Raw genomic sequence first — 18,176 nt, 5'->3', positions numbered from 1 at the left:
GCGACGGCAAGCGGCTGCAACTCATCCGCGGACTCGACGAGAATGGCGCGATCCGCGCCGATTGCAAGCGCCGTGCGTAGCGTTTCCTGGCATTGCGTGACGCCGCACGACACGGCGATCACTTCGGTTGCCACGCCCGCTTCCTTCAGACGCACCGCCTCTTCCACGGCGATCTCGTCGAATGGGTTCATCGACATCTTGACGTTCGCGATATCTACTCCTGTGTTGTCCGATTTCGCCCGAACCTTCACGTTGTAGTCCACTACGCGCTTCACTGGAACCAAGATCTTCATATCAACCTTGCGAATTTACGATTGCTCTGCCGCTAACAAACCGCGTCCGACAACCTGCGCCTGGATTTCCGCAGCCCCTTCAAAAATGCTCAAAATACGAGCGTCGCAAAGAATCCGGCTAATCTCGAATTCCTGTGCGTAACCGTTCCCGCCGTGTATTTGAAGTGCGACGTCCGCGTTGCTCCACGCCACGCGTGCGGCAAGCAGCTTTGCCATACCCGCCTCAATATCACAGCGCCTGCCTTTTTCCTTCTCTGTCGCCGCGAAATAAGTGAGTTGCCTCGCCATGACGATCTCAGACAACATCATTGCGAGCTTGTCACCCACCCTGGGAAATTCCACGATCGGCTTCCCAAATTGACGGCGGTCCTGTGAGTATTGAAAGGCAAGCTCGAACGCCCGCCTTGCCACACCGACGGCGCGAGCTGCCGTTTGGATGCGTGCACCCTCGAATGTCTGCATTAGCTGTCGAAAACCTTGACCAGCCTGCGCGCCGAGGAGAGCATCCTGGTCCATCTCGAATCCATCGAATGCGATCTCGTACTCTTTCATTCCTCTGTAACCCAGCACCGGAATGTCTCCGCCACTCATGCCCTGAGCCGGGAATGGGTCCTCATCAGAACCCCTGGGCTTGGCAGCAAGGAACATACTGAGTCCGGCGTACCCGCTTACGCCATCTTCCGTCCTTGCCAGCAATGTCATGAGGTCACTGCGGGCGCCATGAGTGATCCAAGTTTTGTTACCATCAACCTTCCAGCCTCTGCCGGGAATACGCGATGCCTTTGTACGGAGCGACGCGAGATCCGATCCAGTATCAGGCTCCGTGAACACTGCGGTCGGGAGCACTTCACCTGTCGCCAATTTGGGCAACCAATGACTCTTCTGTTCACTCGTGCCACCGTTAATGATGAGCTCGCCCGCAATTTCAGAACGCGTGCCGAGCGACCCTGCGGCAATCCAGGCGCGACTCAATTCTTCGGTAACAATGCACATCGCCCGCTTACCAAGACCTAAGCCACCGTATTCAGTCGGAATACACACCCCGAAAACCCCGAGTTCGGCAAGCTTGTTTACTAAGGAATCAGGAATTAGCTCGTCTGCGATGTGCCATGCTTGTGCACGAGGCACGATCTCGTTGTCCGAGAATCTGCGAAACTGGTCGCGGATGAGATCCAAATCCTCATCGAACGCCGAATCGGAGACCCGTTCACCGTTCAAATAGCAAGCGATCAACGCTCGACGGCTCTCAGGAGTCGCTCCAAACTGCAGAAGCCACCGGATGTCCTCGGAATTCGTCAGGTGCTCTGCGGCCGCTTCAAGACCCAACTCCTGAGGCCGGAAAATTTCGTTCTGAGACATCGGAATTCCCGTGGCCAACTGGGAGACGTATTCAGCCAGGCCAATGCCGAGCGAAAGAAGCTCAGCCCTATTGCATCTCTCGGTCGCGCTGAGATCCCACGCCCAGTTAATCGCGACTTCCACTGCTTTAGAGGTCGTCGCAATCCACGCAAGGCCGTGCAATTCACGCTGGTACACACGCAGTCGGTCGGCTCCCGCGGTTTCGTCATGGATGAATAGACTCCGCCCCGCAGCCAGCGCGGCGTCGTTATATCTCCGGACCGACTCAAGAATCCCATCGAATCGTTTTATGATTCCCATATCGTCCACGTTTAGTATCCCAAAATTCGTATATAAAAAAAACGTACGTTGTCCTATTTCACGATACCCCTGTCATGCAGCTTTCCAATTTCGCTCGGCGACAGGTGCATTACTTCCCCAAGAATCTCATCAGTGTTCGTGCCGAGCAGAGGGGCAGCATGCGGGGCCAATCTCTCCCGACCAATGAACGTCGCGGCCGATCCGGGAGCGGGGTATCGATGCCCGCTCGGGTGTTCAAGTTCGCCGAATAACGGACCTTGCAGCGAAAAGCGTGGCTCACTCGCAAGCGCATCCTTAAGCGTACGATAGACCGACCAGCAAACGCCCTCTGCACGGAATCGCTTCGAAATCTCGTCGAGAGTTCGACTAGCAATCGCCCGTTCGAAGAGGGGAAAAAGGCGATCACGAAAGCGAAACCGCACGCCCTCATCGAACGCGAACGAGACATCTAGTGTCTTCTCCAACGTAGCAATTTGCTCGGAAAGCGCGAGCGAATTTAACAAAGCCGACCACTGTCGGGCCGTAATGGCGACAACCATCACCCTGTTCCCGTCATTTGTAACGAAGTCGCGACCGAACGCTCCAAACAATGCGTTTCCAGAGCGCGGTCTGTCACCTTGCGTCAAGACTTCAGCGATCTGGCCCAAGTGTCCGAGCGAAGCGATGGCCACATCTGACAATGGCACGATGACTTCGCCACCTTGATTGGTAGATCGTCTGCTTCTTTCCGCCGCCAGCACCGCAAATGCCGCATAAGCGCCCGTCATAAGGTCCCACGCGGGCAAAACGTGATTAACCGGATCTCCCGAGCCGCTTTCTTCACCCGTCATGTACGGAATCCCCGTCGCAGCATTCACCGTATAGTCAACTGCGGGTTCTCCGTCAGACCAACCTGCAATTCGAACGGTGATTAAGTCTGAGCGCTTCTCGCAAAGGCTTTCGTGCGAGAGAAAGCTCCGGCGTGGGAAATTGGTCACAAAAATTCCCGAATTCGTACCGGGCGCAGTGATAATGGCTTGCGCTAGTGCCCTTCCCTCCGGGTCTGCAAGATCGATCTGTATCGATCGTTTCCCTTTATTCAGGCCTTCCCAATAGAAGCTGTGGTGTTCGTCTGAAACAGGCCAGCGGTGAAAATCCGGCCCACCGCCAATTGGATCAATTCGAATGACCTCTGCGCCGAGCTGTTGAAGATGCAGCGTACATGAGGGTCCGGCGATGAATGATGCACACTCGACAATGCGCAAATCATTAATGAGCTGGTACATGTCTAATATCAGGAACTCAAACAATGCGCTCAAATACCGCTGCCAATCCCTGACCACCTCCAATACACATCGTTTCTAACGCGAATTTTCCACCGCGACGGTCAAGCTCCCGCAACATCGTTGCGAGAATCCTTACCCCCGTCGCGCCGACCGGGTGACCGAGGGAGATACCGGAACCGTTTACATTTAGCCGCTCAAAATCACCTGCTCCGAATTCCAATGCTGTTGTGCACGCGAGCACCTGCGCAGCGAAAGCTTCATTGAGTTCAATCAAATCCATGTCTTTCAGTCCCAATCCGCAGCGGCCGAGGACCTTGGCAACCGCTGGCACGGGACCAATGCCCATGCGCTCGGGCTCCACCCCCGCGACGCCCCAACTTACGAGCTTCCCAAATGCCCGTAGTCCAAGAGATTCGGCTTTTTCTCGCGTGGTCACAATGCATGCAGCCGCGCCATCGTTTTGCCCACTCGCGTTTCCCGCGGTCACCGTAGACTCGGGGTCCACTGATAATCTAGCCGGCCGCAAAGTTGAAAGGCTTTCAATCGAAATGTCCGCTCTCGGATGCTCATCGACGGATACGATCTCATCTCCGCGGCGTCCCTTAACTACGACCGGTACGATCTCGTCGGTAAACCGTCCTTCACGTTGCGCGGACGTGGCCTGAATATGCGATCTGTAGGCGAGTTGATCTTGCGCTTCTCGGCCAATGCAATACTCGCGACGCAAATTCTCCGCCGTCTCCAACATGCCGCCGGCCACCGGATGGTGACGGCCACCTGAAGTGATCCGCCCACGAGCAATTCGATCCCAGAAAGGTGCTGAATCGCCCCGTACGCCGAAGCGAGCACCGATTGTGTAGTGCTCGGCCTGACTCATACTTTCGGTCCCACCTGCGATGACCAGATCCGTCACACCAGTCTGAACGCGCATCGCCGCATCGATCACCGCCTGTAGGCCGGAACCGCAGCGCCTATCCAACTGCAATCCCGGAACATTCACTCCCAGCCCGGCGTCCAAACTCGCGACGCGTCCGATCGCAGGAGCCTCCCCGTTGGGATAGCACTGTCCGAAGATCACGTCATCAACTGCCGAGGGATCAAGTTCACACCGCCGGACCAGCTCGCGCAGAACAGTCTCGGCGAGCGTTGATGCCGGAACGTCTTTGAAAACGCCCCCGTAGCGGCCGACTGGAGTGCGGACAGGCTCGCAAATTACGGCTTCTCTCATTTCAGACACACCTTATTTGATTGAATTACTCGTGCTGTCGGGAATATGCGCGAACCATCAGGTCTCGCTTCCATTCTTTTCTTCGTAGTCGCGTTGCAATTGGGTGCGCACATTTGCGAGCCCAATGGAGACAGCACCTCCGTCGACGACCAACTCAGTGGCGTTGAGGTAACTCGCTTCGTTACTGGCGAGGAAGAGAACAGCGTTGCATACTTCGTCGGGCTTCGCCGACCGCTTCGCCGGCATCACGCGCTCGTTGGCGTAACGCCACGATGGCGTCGCACCCGTGGAAATCAGTGTCTCCGTAACACCTGCCGGATGCACGGAGTTGACACGGATGTTCCAGTCCAACAACGACAAAGCAGCGCTCTTCGTTACCCCTCGCAGACCCCACTTGCTCGCCGAGTAAGCCACCCCAGGATGTCCAATTAACCCCGCAGTCGATGATACGTTCACGATACTTCCGCCGCCTGAGTCTCGAATTAGCGGCGCAAGAGTCTGAATTCCGAGCAACGGTCCGGTAAGGTTTATCGCAATGACCCTATGCCATTCTTCCATCGAAATGGTCTGGATATTGTTTCGACTCACAATCCCGGCGTTGTTCACTAGCACGTGCAACTGTCCGTATTGGTCAGTCACGTGATCCAGAACCAGCTTCCAGCTCCCTGGCTGACTGACATCCAATTCGACGAAACTTGCCTTGCCACCGAGCTCAATGATTTCCGATACAATCTCGCCGCTGCGATGAGGTATCAAGTCCGCCAGCACGACTGTTGCTCCGCGCTGTGCGAACATCTTCGCCATGACGCTTCCAATCCCGCCACTCGTCCCGGTAACCAGAACGACTTTTCCCTTGAACTGCGGATTTTCAGACATCGTCAACATCTCACTTGAAAGGTTCGCTAAACCGCGGCAGCCGCCGCCTCGCCTTTATCAGATTCCAGCTTGATCGGACTGGCTCATCGTGTACAAGAGTCTGTAAACACCTCTCGTAACAGCGTCCCCCAATTCGAGGCTTCTCCAGGCCTGAATCCCTTCGAACAGGTCTAGCGCCTTCTCAACGTCGCCTTGATGACCACCCTCAATCAAAATTGCCCAATCCGCACTTCCGTCTTGGTGCCCGGTGACCCGCGCTTCGTCCATCCGGATGCGCATGGAGTTGTCGTTCTGCAGCACCCAGGCGGATCCGATCCCCTTAACCTTCCTGCCCGCCGCCAAGAGTTCGTTGAGAGTGGCGCGAATCATCTCGTCTGACGCACCCTGAGAGTCGGTGATGCGCAGAACGCCTAGTACGCTCCCTGTTCCCCGACCTGAACGCCCTACGACGCGGCAGATGACGCGAATGGGATTCGAGTACCACGAACGACGCTGCCGATCCTCGTCGCTGACCTGCTTCAGCAACTCGAGATAAGATGGTGCGAGCAGTGCTTCGGGCGTTGCGGTCTCGAAGAGCACCATATGACTTGACGTTGCTCCCAGAGCCTCATAACAGCGCCCGGCCACAAAGGTAGTTCCTACGCGACTTGGCATATGATCCTGCAAATACCAATCGAGCCACTCTCCCGTGACCGACGGTGCAATATCAAACCAGTAAGCGAGCGCTCCGGTTTCGCTCATGCGAACTCCCATTTCAAAATGTTGTGGTGTTCATCAGCCGCGCTGGCTACCTTCACCAACTGAACACCTGTCTGACAGCGTTCCGTGCGTTAATAATGAAGAGGCCCCTTCAATTGTGCAATCGAGCATTGCTGAACACCTGCTTCATCGCCGACAAACCCCCTTCCAATCACACATCAGCGAACGACGCCCGTCTGAGAATCTTCGTCAGTCTTGATAGATCCGGCGCTCGGTCAATTGAAAGAACTTCCTCTTTAAGTTGAGTGCCCCAATCATGGTCCGCCGACTTTCCGACGAGTGAGTCAAACTTCGAAACAACGCCGTCCCTGTCTAGCGGGAAACCCGGTGTTCCAATCGAATCCGGCAGCATTCTGCTGAATTTCCTTCCGTCCCGCAGGGACACACAAACATTTGCAGGAAATTGCTCGGGCAAGTATTTCTCCAATAATTGATCCGCATGCCCTCTCACCCGATCCATTAGGCCGACAAGAGCAGGGCGGGCAACGGCCTCTTCGCTGAATGAGGATGGGTTTTGAGGATCAAGCAGAACAGTCGCCGCCATTGCATAAGGTAGAGAATATTGCGCCGCCATCACCGATTTCGGGCGATATTGAAGACGGCCGTCAAGCGCAATGGGCGTCAGGAAAACGTCGATCCACTCGATGTCATCCGATGAAACTTGTGCCTCTCTCAAGCAAGCCCTCAGCGCGTCGATCGCCGAATGGAAGTGACGGCAGCATGCGTAGAGCTTTACGCTAATTTGGTCTATCTCCCATACGCGACCAAGATCACGCGTGATTCGCATGCAATCTCCTCCGCCACCGAACACGCTGACGAAGCCAAACCGGCCGTCGAGTGCTGCCCGCGGCCCCTTGAATCCAGCCTTAGCAAGCTCCGCCATCAAAATGCCATTCATGGCTGGGAGGCCACCATGCAGGCGTTTGATCATGTTGCCTTCCGGATCCTCCGCGAACTGCATCACCCCGGATGCTGCGGAGGCGGCCAGGCCAAATGCCGATTCGAGCGACGAGCTTTCCATCGCACCAAGATGGGCGCACGCCGCAGTAGCGCCAAATACACCTGCAGCCGCAGTAGGATGGAATCCTCTTCCCAATGCCCCCGACGCTGCGGCTCCGGCTCTTCCCTGCGCTTCATAACCCGCGACGATTGAGGCGAGCAGTTCCCTCCCGCTCCGACCCTCGGCTTCGGCCACCGACATTGCAGTAGCGATCACCACCGCCCCGGGATGAGAGAAGGACGCGTTGTGGGTATCGTCAAGCTCGATGCCATGGGCCGCAGTCCCATTAATAAGAGCAGCCGCTCGTCGGTCCATTTTCTGGTTACAACCATACACCGTACTTTCGGCGCGCCCCGAGCTCAACCGCATTTGTTCCCGGACAATGCGCGTCCACGGCAGCTGTGAGCTAAGCAAAGCAACGCCCAGGTGATCGAGCAGCAGGTCTTTCGTTCGCTCTAACGTGGACTCGGGAATATCATCGAACTTTAATCCCATTAGGAACTTGCACAATTCGGATGTCCGATTATCTTGATCTTTCATAACATTCCCTATTTTTAACTCTATCCTCGTTGTCCGAGTGCTGACGCCGCATGTTCGGCCGCTCGCATACCAAAAACAATGCCCTTCATCAGGCCACCGATGTACGTGGGACCTTCTCTTCCCTCTAAACCGGCGGTCGTAGCCCCCGCGGCGTATAGACCTGGAATCGGACTCCCGGCTTTGCTCCGCACACGGGCGTGGCTGTCAATGCCGATCCCGCCAAGGGTATAGGTGACCCCCGCACAAAGGGGCGCTGCGTAGTATGGCGGCTGATTCAGCGCCCACAGTTGGCCAGCGCCAGAACTCCGAGCGGGCATCAGCCCATCTAAGTTTCGCGATAAAACAGCCTCTCGGTGTTCCAGGATCGTTTGTTCCAGCGGCCCTCGTGGTAGCCCTGCCTTCATGGCCAGTTCACTAAGCGTTGGTGCAGAGAGCACGGTGCCTCCGGCCTTGATCAGATGCGGGTTTGCCGGAATTCGCGCGTTCCGGCCTGGTCCTTCCCAGACCGCTGAGTCGAAAATGACCCACGCCGACTGCGGATCGTCTAGCTTGGCTATCGCGTTGGCTAGTGCAACGCCACCGCGCCCTTCGTCGGCGAATCGCCGACCGTCACCCCCGACAACCACACCGGCTACACCTAATTCATCTAACTGCGGGTACGGCCACGTCTGGTCGTTTGTAAAAGCATCCCGGGAAAGCATGTGACCGTAGAAGTAGCTAAGGTCGCAGATCTCTGCACCGAAAGCTTCGGCCATCATCAGGCCGTCGCCGATTCCCGTCGACGCGCCTCGTTGTTTCAGCTTTTCCGGACTGGAGCAGACATGCTTGCGAAGCAGCTCCAGATTGCCTTGGAACCCGCCGTCAGCAATGATCACTGACCTGGCGGTAACTTCCCTGACGAGACCATGGTGCACGATTTCAACGCCGACACACCGCCCTTGACTTTCCAAGAGGCCCCGAGCTTCTGCGCCGCGAAAAATGGTGCCTTTTCGGCCGAGCAGATTTTTTGTCAAGGTTCGCAGCGTGTAGTCGGGGCCTCGCCATTCCCAATCCATACCGGGCCGAATCCGCCGAGGCGGCGCCATCACCCAGCTTTGCCAGTCGACCGCGAAGCTCATGCGCACAAATTTTGCGCCCTCCTTCTTTATCCAGTCGCCAGCTCTCGCACTGGTATTCGCCAACACGCTCACAAGTTCTGGGTCAGCGTGCCCTTTGGTCGCTGCCTGTACAGCTTCGACAATTGCTTCTGGACGATCCTTGATATTCTTGAACGCTATATGAAGCACTCCGCCGGCCATTCTGCTGTTGCATAAATAGCGCTCGGCACTGCCTCGCTCGAACAAAGCCACGCGAAGGCCAAGCTCCGCCGCACGGTTGCCCGCTGTCAGTCCGGCGATGCCGCCACCGACTACAACCACATCAAAGGAGAAGCTATCCATGGCGCTACTGTGGTAGGAGCATGTCGGCAACAACCTTCACCAGCTCCACATAGCTCTTCATGATGAACAGAAGAACCATGGTGGCAACGAGACCGACGAGAAGGATAAGCCAACTAGTCTGCAGCAGCGCAAAAGCCGCGAGACATCCGAGGAATGGAAGTATCGCCACAATCCAGGCGATTGCACCTCCATGATTAACAATCAGTCTTATAGTAGGGAACTCGTCCATGAAATGCAGTTATCGCTCGTTAGAATGCTCATATGCGGCCGCTAGCAGCCGCTCTCCGTAGCTTCAGTTTGATGCTTTACGCCTTTTCGGCCGTCAGGAATTCTTCAAGAAGACGACCCCAACCCCGAAGCGGTTCGCGGAACTCAAGAAGGCGGAGTGCAGCCCAGATGCTCACCTGATTCGTCGTCAGGACCGGCTTACCGAGCCGTTGCTCGATACGCTCAACTTGCTCCATTACCCACCAGTTTCCGCACGCAAGGAAAAGTACGTCCGCATCCGCCGTATCGGCCTCGAGCGCCAAATCATAAGCAGAGTACGAGTCCAGTCGACCAACGTCGTTATTCTTGACGACGCCCATTGCCTTCTGATTCGCTACTTGATAACCGTTCGCCTCAATAAAATTCGCGACGGTCTGGTTAACTTCAGCGCTCCATGGAGCCGCGAGTGCGATCCGCTTTGCGCCAACGACGCTGAAAGCCTCCAGCATTGCAGTCGAGGCCGTCGTCGCCGGCTTGCCGCTCGCGGAGGCGATCCGTCCCATCAGTTCACGGTCATAGCCCAACCCTTTGCGCGAAGTAGGGGCGGTAGCAGCCAACAAAACTGCATCTACATCTGCGTGAGCAAGTTTGCCCGCTTCGTGCTCTAGTTCTTCGACAATTTTCACAGTCGAATCAGCATCGATGGACGTTAAAGTCAGTCGTGCTGTGTGCAGCGAGATCGATGGCGGAAGTACCTCTGAGAATTCCGGCTCTTGCGTCGAGTTCGACGATGGGAGCAAGAGGCCCAATCGCTGTTTGCGTTCGTTCGATTTCATCGCATCTCCATTCACCGCCGCTCAAGCGGGGTTCATAATCATTGATGTTGCGCGTCAGGCTTTTGCTCGATTCTTTATCAAGAAACTACGGCCGATTAGCTGCCGATGAACCTGGTTCGCCCCTTCCCATATTTGAGTGATCTTCGCATCACGCATGAGTCGCTCAACACGATAGTCTTTTGTATATCCATATCCTCCGTGCAACTGCACGGCGTCTGTAGTGATACGCATCGCAAGGTCGGATGCACGCAGTTTGAGCATTGAAGACTCTTGCCCGATCTCCGTCTGCCCTGCCTCAATGGACTGCGCCACATGCCAAAGCCAGCGTTCACACATGGCGAGATCCGTTGCCATATCGGCAATCATGAATTGAACGCCCTGGTTTTCAAGGATGCGTCGTCCAGACTGCACTCGCTCGTTTGTGTAGGCCACCGCATCATCAAACGCGGCACGCGCGATACCGAGCGCGTGAGCAGCCACGCTTGGTCGGGACTTATTGAGAAAATGAAACAACATTGCGAGGCCCTGCCCCGGTTCGCCCATGAGGTTCGCTCGAGGAATGCGACAGTTGTCGAAAGCTAGTGCAGCCGTGCTTGACGCACGCGTTCCCATCTTGTTCTCAGTGCGTATTACGCTGAAACCTGGCGTACCCTTTTCCACCACCACAATTGAGATAGCGTCCTTCCCGCTTCCGATCGGCTGCCACTTACCGAATAAGACAAGGAAGTCGCAAACATCTCCGTTTGTGATGAATACTTTCCCCCCATTAACCACGATCTCATCGCCATCCGGTCGAAACGTGGTCCGCATCCCGGTCGCATCAGAGCCTGCAGACGGCTCAGTAAGGCCGAGGGCCACCATCGCTCCATCAGCGACCTTCGGCAACCAGCGCTTCTTCTGTTCTTCGCTGGCGAAGTCCACGATCGGGCTCGATCCATGGAAGTTCGTCGCCCAGACGATTCCGGTCGAAGCACAGGCCTTTGAAATCTCCTTCAAGCATGCGAGATACGCAGAATAGGAAAGCCCTGAACCACCATATTCCTCGGGGACAAACATAGAGTTAAGCCCGAGGTTATTGATATCTCTCACATTCTCCCAAGGAAAAGCCCCAGATTCGTCGTATGCAGCCGCTCGCGGTGCAATACGCCCTTCTGCCAAACGTCGCACACTCTCAATCAGTTGCATTTCATGATCTGCAAATTTTGCGGAGAGGTCGAGTCTTTCCAAAATATTCATCTTGATTGCTTAGATAGAGATTGAGTGGCCGCCATCAAGGTAGATGCTCTCTCCGGTCAGGAAGGCAATACGCTCTGCGAAAAGCGCAGCGATTAGGCGGGCGACTTCTTCCGGACGGCCCGGGCGTTCCGTGAACACACGGGAACGGACCTTCGCGCCGTGAACCGGGTCTTCCAGGTAGGCTCTGTTAATATCGGTTTCGATGTAGCCCGGGGCGACGTTCAGTACCGCGATCCCTTTCCTTCCCCATTCAGCAGCCAGGCAACGCGTGATTGCAGCAACGGCCGCTTTGGCTGCACAATACGCGGTATTACCTTTTGCACCCATACGTTCGAAGAACGATCCGATATTGATGATAAGGCTGTCTCCAGCATCAACAAGATACGGATACGCTTCGCGCGATGCTGCGAAAACGGCAACGGCATTGACCCGCATCATTTCTTCGAAGTCGGCAGTCGCGAACGATCGCGACGGACCATCGTTATGGATGCCAGCGTTATTCACCAGGCCATTGATGCCCCCAAAGCGCTCCGCTACCTGCTGGAAGGCGCCGCGGAGTGCTTCATCGTCTCCAATATCACATGGAATGCAAAAAAACTTGTCACGAAGGACTTCAATGTCATGCACTGCCGGTTCAGCGCCCGAGCGTGAAAGACATGCAACATTTCTACCGCGTCGCGCCAACTCGGCCGCGACTTCCGCGCCAATACCGCGGCTCGCACCTGTGACAATGATGGCTTTCTCGTCTGACATGATTAGTGTCCGAATTTCAAAGGGTCCGGCTTGCGCCGTTGTTCGAACGCCTGGCTAAGTTCATGGGCTTCTTCCGATGCGTAGTACGCTGGCAGCATCAGGTCGTGTGAGAGTCGCGAAAGCCCACCTACACCTTGATGTCGAGCACCGAACGCAGCCTTGATTCCTGCAAGCGCGAAAGATCCCCGCTCGGAAATCTCGATCGCCATGGCCATCGTTTCGCGTTCCAGGTCCGCGTCAGGAACCACCTTGTTCACGAGCCCCATATCAAATGCTTCCAGCGCGGGAATCTTCGGATTTCGAAACCACATCTCCTTAGCACGCTTCTTTCCAATCAAGTCTTCAAGGTACCAAGTCCCGTAGCCCCCATCAAAACTCCCCATCATCGGGCCAACTTGCCTAAATATGGCGCTTTCTTTAGCGATAGTCAGGTCACAAACCACATGCAAAACATGGCCGCCACCCACCGCATAGCCATTTACCGACGCTATTACGGGCTTTTGCAGGCGCTCAATCGCTTCATACATTTCGAGTGTCGGCATCGCACCCGCGTAGAGGCGGGTGTCCTCCATTTCCTCCTTGCGTCCACCGATGCAGAAGAAGCGATCCCCCGCTCCAGTAATGACCAACACACGAGTCCGCGTTTCTCGCCTAACAGCCTCGATGCAATCACGAACCTCGATGCAGGTCGTCGGCGTGAACATGTTTCCGTCGTGCGGTCGATTGAGCGTCAAGATTCCAACTGGTCCCTCTTCGCGGTACAGGATAGTTTCGTATTTCCCGGTATCAGACATCAGATCACTCCTGCGTTTTTGTAAGCATCAATTTCCTGCTGGCTCGCGCCAACGATCCCTTTTAGAACGGAAATCGTGTCTTCGCCGAGTTTCGGCGGTGCCCTGTCGTAACCAGCGACTTTCTTATTGAAACGGATCCCAAGTCCGACCTGCGGGATCGGTGACTCTTGGTGTTCCATGGTGTAAAACAATTGACGAGCCAGCAGCTCCTCGTCTTGCACAACCTGGTCAACACGATTTATCGGACCAGCAGGTACCTTATGCTCACGGCACATCGCTAACCAGTACGATCGCGGATGCTGAACGAGATGATGTTGAATTTGTTCGACCAGCTCTCGCCGTCGGAGGACTCGACCAGCGTTGGTTGCTAGCGTCTGATCCTGAGCGAGGTCGCCTCGCCCGATTAAGGAACAGAACCTCAACCAAATAGCATCGTTGGGCAGTGCCAGTGTGATCGGTTCGTCAGCGGTCGCGAACACCTGATAGATTGCGATAACGCTATCTTTCGCACCAGAGCGTCTAGGAACCTCCCCGCTACCGAGATAACTCACAACCCTTGGGGTGAGAAATCGAGTCATACTCTCTACGAGAGAGACTTCGACGAAATGCCCATTTCCCGTGCGTGTTCGATCCATCAATGCCGCAAGACATGCCATCGCAGCGTCGGTTCCGCTTAGCAGATCGGCGGCGGGCGTTCCAACTTTTTGTGGATCGCTGTCAAGCTCACCGGTCAAATCCATTACTCCGCTGAACCCTTCTGCTATTAGGTCATAGCATGGATCGTTCTGGCGCCCCCCCCCAATGCCGAAACCAGTGAGTGAGACGTAGACGATGTCGGGCCTAACCGCACGAATGTCCTCATAGCGGATTTTCAGCTTTGTCAAAACCGAAGGAAGCTGGTTTGTAACGATTACGTCGCATTCCTTGACGATACTATGCAAAATATCTAGACCTTTAGCCGTCGAAAAATCGATCGTCACACTCTTTTTGTTTCGATTGACACTGAGAAACCAGAGCGCCTGTCCGGCAAGTGACGGCGGCGACCATTGCCGCGAATCATCTCCGTACTTTGGCCGCTCGACTTTAATAATCTCGGCTCCGAAGTCACCGAGTAACATCGTCCCGTAGGGTCCCGCTATCGAAGTCGTAAGGTCAAGAACACGAATTCCTTTGAGAAGCTCGAGACGGCCCCCCGGTGCGACACGGGGCAGAGACTGACTGGGAGAGACTGTCGTTTCGCTCATACCGTCCGCACCTCGAACTGCCCCCCTGTTACCCCGTCACGCAAAGCAAACTTCTGAACCTTCCCCGTTGGCGTCATAGGAAAGTTGGGCAACAACACCATGAACTCGGGCAACTTGTACTTCGCAACACCTTTCTCCTCAAGATAGTCAAGGAGCTCGGTGAGTTTTGGCTCATGATCAGTCCGAGGCACCACGAAAACGCAACTCTTCTCGCCAAGACGCGGGTCGGGAACGGCAACGACTGCTACTTCCCGGACAAGAGGATGACGGATTAGAAATTCCTCAATCTCGCTCGCACTGATCTTCAGGCCGCCTCGATTAATTACGTCCTTCTTTCGCCCGACGATGCGCATATAGCCTTCAGTATCGAGCGTCGCGAGATCGTTCGTAAATAGCCATCCATCCGGTGAGAAAGCTTGAGCAGTACGTTGTGGATCGTTGAAGTATCCAAGCGCGACGTGAGGGCCACGCGTTGCAAGTTCGCCGACCTCGCCAGGAGACATGATCCGGGTGTGACTCTCATCGAAGATGGCCAACTCTCCGCCGGGCATTGCCTTTCCATCCGTTCCCCAAATCTTGTCCTCAGGATCACCCGGCCACGACGTGCTCCCGACGAAGCACTCGGACATGCCCCACATGCCGACCAGCAAACATCCAAGCTTCTCTCGGGCGTCGAGGCCTAAATGACGCGGAATGGGAGCACCAGCGCATCCGAAATACCGGAACGAAGAAGTATCTCGCTCCACGGCGTTTGGGCTGTCCAAAAGCATTTTGACGAAGGGCGTAGCCGAGAGAGTGAAAGTGCAACGTTCTGCTTCAATGAGTCGCAACGCCTCTTCCGGGTCCCAGATGTCCTGCAAGACAAGCTTGCAACCGAGCGTTAGGGCCTGCCGCATTCCCCAAGTGAAGCCTGTACCGTGTCCAATCGGTGACGGTGCCCACACTACGTCTTCATGCGTCAGCCCTAAGAGCTTCGGCATAGTCCGCGTCGCATACATCATCGTGTTATGGGTATGCATGACGCCCTTGGGCTTTGACTCTGTTCCCGATGTGAAAACGAGTGCGGTAAGGTCATCGCCGCTCACCTTCGCTTCAGGTACGGCTTCATATCCAGCCTCTGCAATATCCCCATAGTTCCGCATCCCTGAGGGTGCCTCACCTCCAACAACGACAATTTCTTTGAGGTCTGGGAGGGAAGGCAACATCTCGCCGTACATCGCGGGGTAATCACAATTTCGGTAATTTCCCGGAATTACGGCGATGCGGGAGTGCGCGAATCCAAGAATGTATCCGAGTTCGTTCTCCCGGTAGATGGGCAAGAGCGGGTTCGTGACGGCGCCGAGTCTCGTTGCCGCCAAGTGCACCGCTACGAATTCCGCCCAGTTCGGCAGCTGCACCGAAATGACGTCACCTTTTCCCACGCCTACGGACGCGAAATACGCCGCTACCGCACGCGATTCCGCGTCCAGTTCCCGATAGGTCATGCGCCTGCCGTTTGGAGACACTACCGCAAGGGCGTCGGGCCTGAGTTCCACGGCCTGATTGAAGTCATCCAGCAATGTGCGCCCTTCCCACAGGCCAACTGCCTTGTAATGGCTAGCGAAGTTATCGGCGACTTCAGTCTCGATTTTCATCCCGTTCACCCTTAGGCCAGTCCGGCCTTCTTTCGCATGGCAAGGACGCGCGATTTACGCGCGGGTTTGAATTCTTCGCTACCTGTTGATTCGTATAGCGAGTTACTAACCTCGAAATGTTCGGTATAGCCAGTACGGTCCATTATTTCAATTGGCCCCTCTGGATAACCGAGACCGAGCCGAAGCGCCTTGTCCATCTCGCCCGGCTCGGCCAGTCCTTCATCAACGGCGGCGAGAGCCGAATTGATGAAGGGCCTAAAAAGGGTATCAACGATGCGCCCGTGAAAATCTCGGCAAATTGAGACCGACAGGCCTACTGATTCGAAGCAATTTCTGATGGCATCAATTGCGGCAGCACTGGTGGCGTTAGTACGAACGACCTCAATCAAGTCCGACGGTTCCGCTACTCCCAGCCGAAACCTTGCAAACCCGACGATGTTGTCGACTTGACCATCTCGCTTCCCGTGATGAAACTCGAGGCACTCCGTCTCGAGTTCGACCGCCACCACTGACTCTGTCGCAGCATTGACCTCAGCTAGCGCTTTAGCGCGATCAACCGAAGTTCCACCTACAATAAGCAAGACCTTGCAGTCAAGTTCGGCTGGCTGGCGGAGCCGGTCGCCCTCTGGCAACGACCGACTTGCGCCGCATTCGATTAAACGAAGAGTCATACGATCAGGCTCCAAAAGTACCCGTGGACGTGTACCGGTAGAACCCCTGTCCACTCTTTTTTCCTAGGTGACCGGCTGCGACCATTTGCCTGAGCAATGGCGGACAGTCGTGACGGGGATCATGTGTGACGCTATAGAATGCTTCGCAGAGTCGCAACTGTGTATCCAGACCGACCAGATCAACGAGCTGAAGCGGTCCCATGGGAAACCGAAGGGCTCCTCGAATCGCCCGGTCAATGTCGTCAGGCAATGCGACGCCTTTCTCAACGAGCCGAATCGCGTGATTGTTGATAGGTATAACGAACCGGTTGAGAATGAAGCCGGGCGTATCCTTCGTTCTCACCGGAATTTGACCCAGAGCAGTACAAATATCCTCTGCCCGTTGCACAACCGAATCGTCGGTCAGTAGACCAGGGGTCACCTCAACCAGCTTCATCAGCTGAGCGGGCAGGCAAAAATGAAGTCCAACAACTCGATTCGGGTGTCGACTCGCGCTAGCCAATTGTGTGATTGACAAGGTCGACGTATTCGACGCGATGATGGCATCCGGTCGAATCACTTCGTCTAAACTCTTAAAGAGGTCTGCCTTTGTTTGTATGTCCTCGAAGACCGCCTCAATGATCAGATCCGCTTCTGCGAGATCTTGTATCGAACTGGTCGCCGCGGTGCGGCGCAAAGTTTCAACGCCCGCTTCGTTAGTGGTCCGTCCAAGTTCCACCGATCGCCGCAAAAAGCGACCCATCTGTTCGATAGCCGCATGAGCTCTCGACCCGTCTACGTCGAAGACGATCGTCTTGGCACCGCCTCGCGCTGCGACGATCGCAATTCCAGTCCCCATCGTCCCGGTGCCTACGACTGCGACAGTCTTTTCCGACGGCTTATTCGACACGGCGCGACACCTCATAGTCGAGCTCGTAATACTTGGGGCGCCCGGCGAACCATGGGTCCCCCCAAAGTTGCTGGCCTCCGTCGATGGTGAGGACTTCGCCTGTGATGAACTTGCTGGCGTCCGAAGCGAGATAGGTGATCCCCTCACTGATGTCCGGGATTTCACCGGCATGTTTCATCGGGTTTGCCTGCCAAAAGCTTGCCCGCCCCTGCTCGTTGTAGTAGTTGAACGCGTCAGTTTCGATGGTTCCGGGCGCGAGACAATTAACTCGGATGCCGTATTCCGCCCATTCCACCGCTACCGACTTCGAGAGATACACCACCCCTGCTCGCGCGGCGCACGTGTGCGAGACCTGCGGCAAGCCTCGCCAAATTACTGCGACAACGTTGATAATGTTGCCCGGTTGGCTGTGCTGTTTCCAACGTTGCGCGGCCGCTTGCATCATGTACCAAGTACCGTTCAGATTGGTATCGACGACTGCAAGCCAGCCCTTAGGCTTAATGTCAATCGCTGGACTTGCGAACTGTCCGCCCGCATTGTTCACGAGGATGTCGATGCGGCCGAACTCGTTCCAGGCTTCATCCATCAGAGACGCGACAGCGTCTGGATCCCGAATGGTCATCGATCGCGTAAGCACTTTAGCGCCCAGTCCTTCAAGCTCAGACTTGGCAACCTCCATCCGCTCTGGGTCGCGACCACAGATGACTAAGGATGCCCCCAATCGGGCGAACTGCTCAGCAGCAGCCTTACCCAGCCCGGTTCCGCCCCCCGACACTAGAATCACCTTGTCCTTGAAAATACCGTCTCGAAATACGCTTTGCGACTTCGTTTCCGTTTGCATCGTTCGTTCTCT

General features: G+C 55.6%; 18 protein-coding genes. All 18 read right to left on the bottom strand.

Annotated features, from left to right (window positions below; all coding sequences use genetic code 11):
- On the bottom strand, positions 1 to 293 hold a 293-nt coding region (locus NCR98_RS32555), incomplete at its 3' end, for an electron transfer flavoprotein subunit beta/FixA family protein (RefSeq protein WP_502799830.1).
- Between the two features lie 15 nt (positions 294 to 308).
- Positions 309 to 1,952 carry an acyl-CoA dehydrogenase family protein gene (locus tag NCR98_RS32550; protein WP_250528504.1) on the bottom strand — a complete coding sequence of 548 codons (1,644 nt, stop codon included), beginning with the start codon at positions 1,950 to 1,952 and terminating at the stop codon, positions 309 to 311.
- 53 nt (positions 1,953 to 2,005) lie between these two features.
- Complete coding sequence (locus tag NCR98_RS32545) at positions 2,006 to 3,217, bottom strand: CoA transferase (protein ID WP_250528503.1); 1,212 nt, start codon at positions 3,215 to 3,217, stop codon at positions 2,006 to 2,008.
- A 16-nt stretch (positions 3,218 to 3,233) separates the two neighbouring features.
- Positions 3,234 to 4,445: an acetyl-CoA C-acetyltransferase gene (locus NCR98_RS32540; RefSeq protein ID WP_250528502.1), complete on the bottom strand. Its 1,212-nt coding sequence runs from the start codon at positions 4,443 to 4,445 to the stop codon at positions 3,234 to 3,236.
- 57 nt (positions 4,446 to 4,502) lie between these two features.
- A complete protein-coding gene (locus NCR98_RS32535) occupies positions 4,503 to 5,321 on the bottom strand; it encodes an SDR family NAD(P)-dependent oxidoreductase (protein WP_250528501.1) in 819 nt (272 codons plus the stop codon).
- Between the two features lie 57 nt (positions 5,322 to 5,378).
- Positions 5,379 to 6,062 carry a hypothetical protein gene (locus tag NCR98_RS32530; RefSeq protein WP_250528500.1) on the bottom strand — a complete coding sequence of 228 codons (684 nt, stop codon included), beginning with the start codon at positions 6,060 to 6,062 and terminating at the stop codon, positions 5,379 to 5,381.
- A 169-nt stretch (positions 6,063 to 6,231) separates the two neighbouring features.
- Positions 6,232 to 7,620 (bottom strand): MmgE/PrpD family protein, encoded by a 1,389-nt coding sequence (locus NCR98_RS32525; protein ID WP_250528499.1) that lies wholly within the window; start codon positions 7,618 to 7,620, stop codon positions 6,232 to 6,234.
- Positions 7,621 to 7,640: 20 nt separating this feature from the next.
- Positions 7,641 to 9,059 carry an FAD-dependent oxidoreductase gene (locus NCR98_RS32520; RefSeq protein ID WP_250528498.1) on the bottom strand — a complete coding sequence of 473 codons (1,419 nt, stop codon included), beginning with the start codon at positions 9,057 to 9,059 and terminating at the stop codon, positions 7,641 to 7,643.
- Between the two features lie 4 nt (positions 9,060 to 9,063).
- Positions 9,064 to 9,288, bottom strand: a complete 225-nt coding sequence (locus NCR98_RS32515; protein ID WP_250528497.1) for a hypothetical protein — start codon at positions 9,286 to 9,288, stop codon at positions 9,064 to 9,066.
- 76 nt (positions 9,289 to 9,364) lie between these two features.
- Positions 9,365 to 10,102, bottom strand: coding sequence for a maleate cis-trans isomerase family protein (locus NCR98_RS32510; RefSeq protein WP_250528496.1), 738 nt, complete (start codon positions 10,100 to 10,102; stop codon positions 9,365 to 9,367).
- Positions 10,103 to 10,156: 54 nt separating this feature from the next.
- Positions 10,157 to 11,338: an acyl-CoA dehydrogenase family protein gene (locus NCR98_RS32505; protein WP_250528495.1), complete on the bottom strand. Its 1,182-nt coding sequence runs from the start codon at positions 11,336 to 11,338 to the stop codon at positions 10,157 to 10,159.
- A 9-nt stretch (positions 11,339 to 11,347) separates the two neighbouring features.
- Positions 11,348 to 12,091 (bottom strand): SDR family NAD(P)-dependent oxidoreductase, encoded by a 744-nt coding sequence (locus NCR98_RS32500; RefSeq protein WP_250528494.1) that lies wholly within the window; start codon positions 12,089 to 12,091, stop codon positions 11,348 to 11,350.
- A 2-nt stretch (positions 12,092 to 12,093) separates the two neighbouring features.
- The gene (locus tag NCR98_RS32495; protein WP_250528493.1) at positions 12,094 to 12,885 is read right to left on the bottom strand and encodes an enoyl-CoA hydratase-related protein; all 792 of its coding nucleotides are present in this window, start codon (positions 12,883 to 12,885) and stop codon (positions 12,094 to 12,096) included.
- Positions 12,885 to 14,129, bottom strand: a complete 1,245-nt coding sequence (locus NCR98_RS32490; RefSeq protein WP_284504014.1) for a CaiB/BaiF CoA transferase family protein — start codon at positions 14,127 to 14,129, stop codon at positions 12,885 to 12,887. Before NCR98_RS32490 ends, NCR98_RS32495 begins: the two co-directional genes overlap by 1 nt.
- Positions 14,126 to 15,763, bottom strand: coding sequence for an AMP-binding protein (locus NCR98_RS32485; protein WP_250528491.1), 1,638 nt, complete (start codon positions 15,761 to 15,763; stop codon positions 14,126 to 14,128). Before NCR98_RS32485 ends, NCR98_RS32490 begins: the two co-directional genes overlap by 4 nt.
- A gap of 11 nt (positions 15,764 to 15,774) precedes the next feature.
- Positions 15,775 to 16,434, bottom strand: coding sequence for a 3-hydroxyacyl-CoA dehydrogenase family protein (locus NCR98_RS32480; RefSeq protein WP_250528490.1), 660 nt, complete (start codon positions 16,432 to 16,434; stop codon positions 15,775 to 15,777).
- Positions 16,435 to 16,438: 4 nt separating this feature from the next.
- Positions 16,439 to 17,338 carry a 3-hydroxyacyl-CoA dehydrogenase family protein gene (locus tag NCR98_RS32475; protein WP_284504013.1) on the bottom strand — a complete coding sequence of 300 codons (900 nt, stop codon included), beginning with the start codon at positions 17,336 to 17,338 and terminating at the stop codon, positions 16,439 to 16,441.
- Complete coding sequence (locus NCR98_RS32470) at positions 17,313 to 18,164, bottom strand: SDR family oxidoreductase (RefSeq protein ID WP_250528488.1); 852 nt, start codon at positions 18,162 to 18,164, stop codon at positions 17,313 to 17,315. Before NCR98_RS32470 ends, NCR98_RS32475 begins: the two co-directional genes overlap by 26 nt.
- Between the last annotated feature and the right edge of the window lie 12 nt (positions 18,165 to 18,176).

The organism is Caballeronia sp. GAWG2-1 (assembly GCF_023631405.1).
Classification (GTDB): Bacteria; Pseudomonadota; Gammaproteobacteria; order Burkholderiales; family Burkholderiaceae; genus Caballeronia.
Note: the sequence above shows the minus strand (reverse complement) of the source record. Positions and strands in the feature narration are given on the sequence as shown.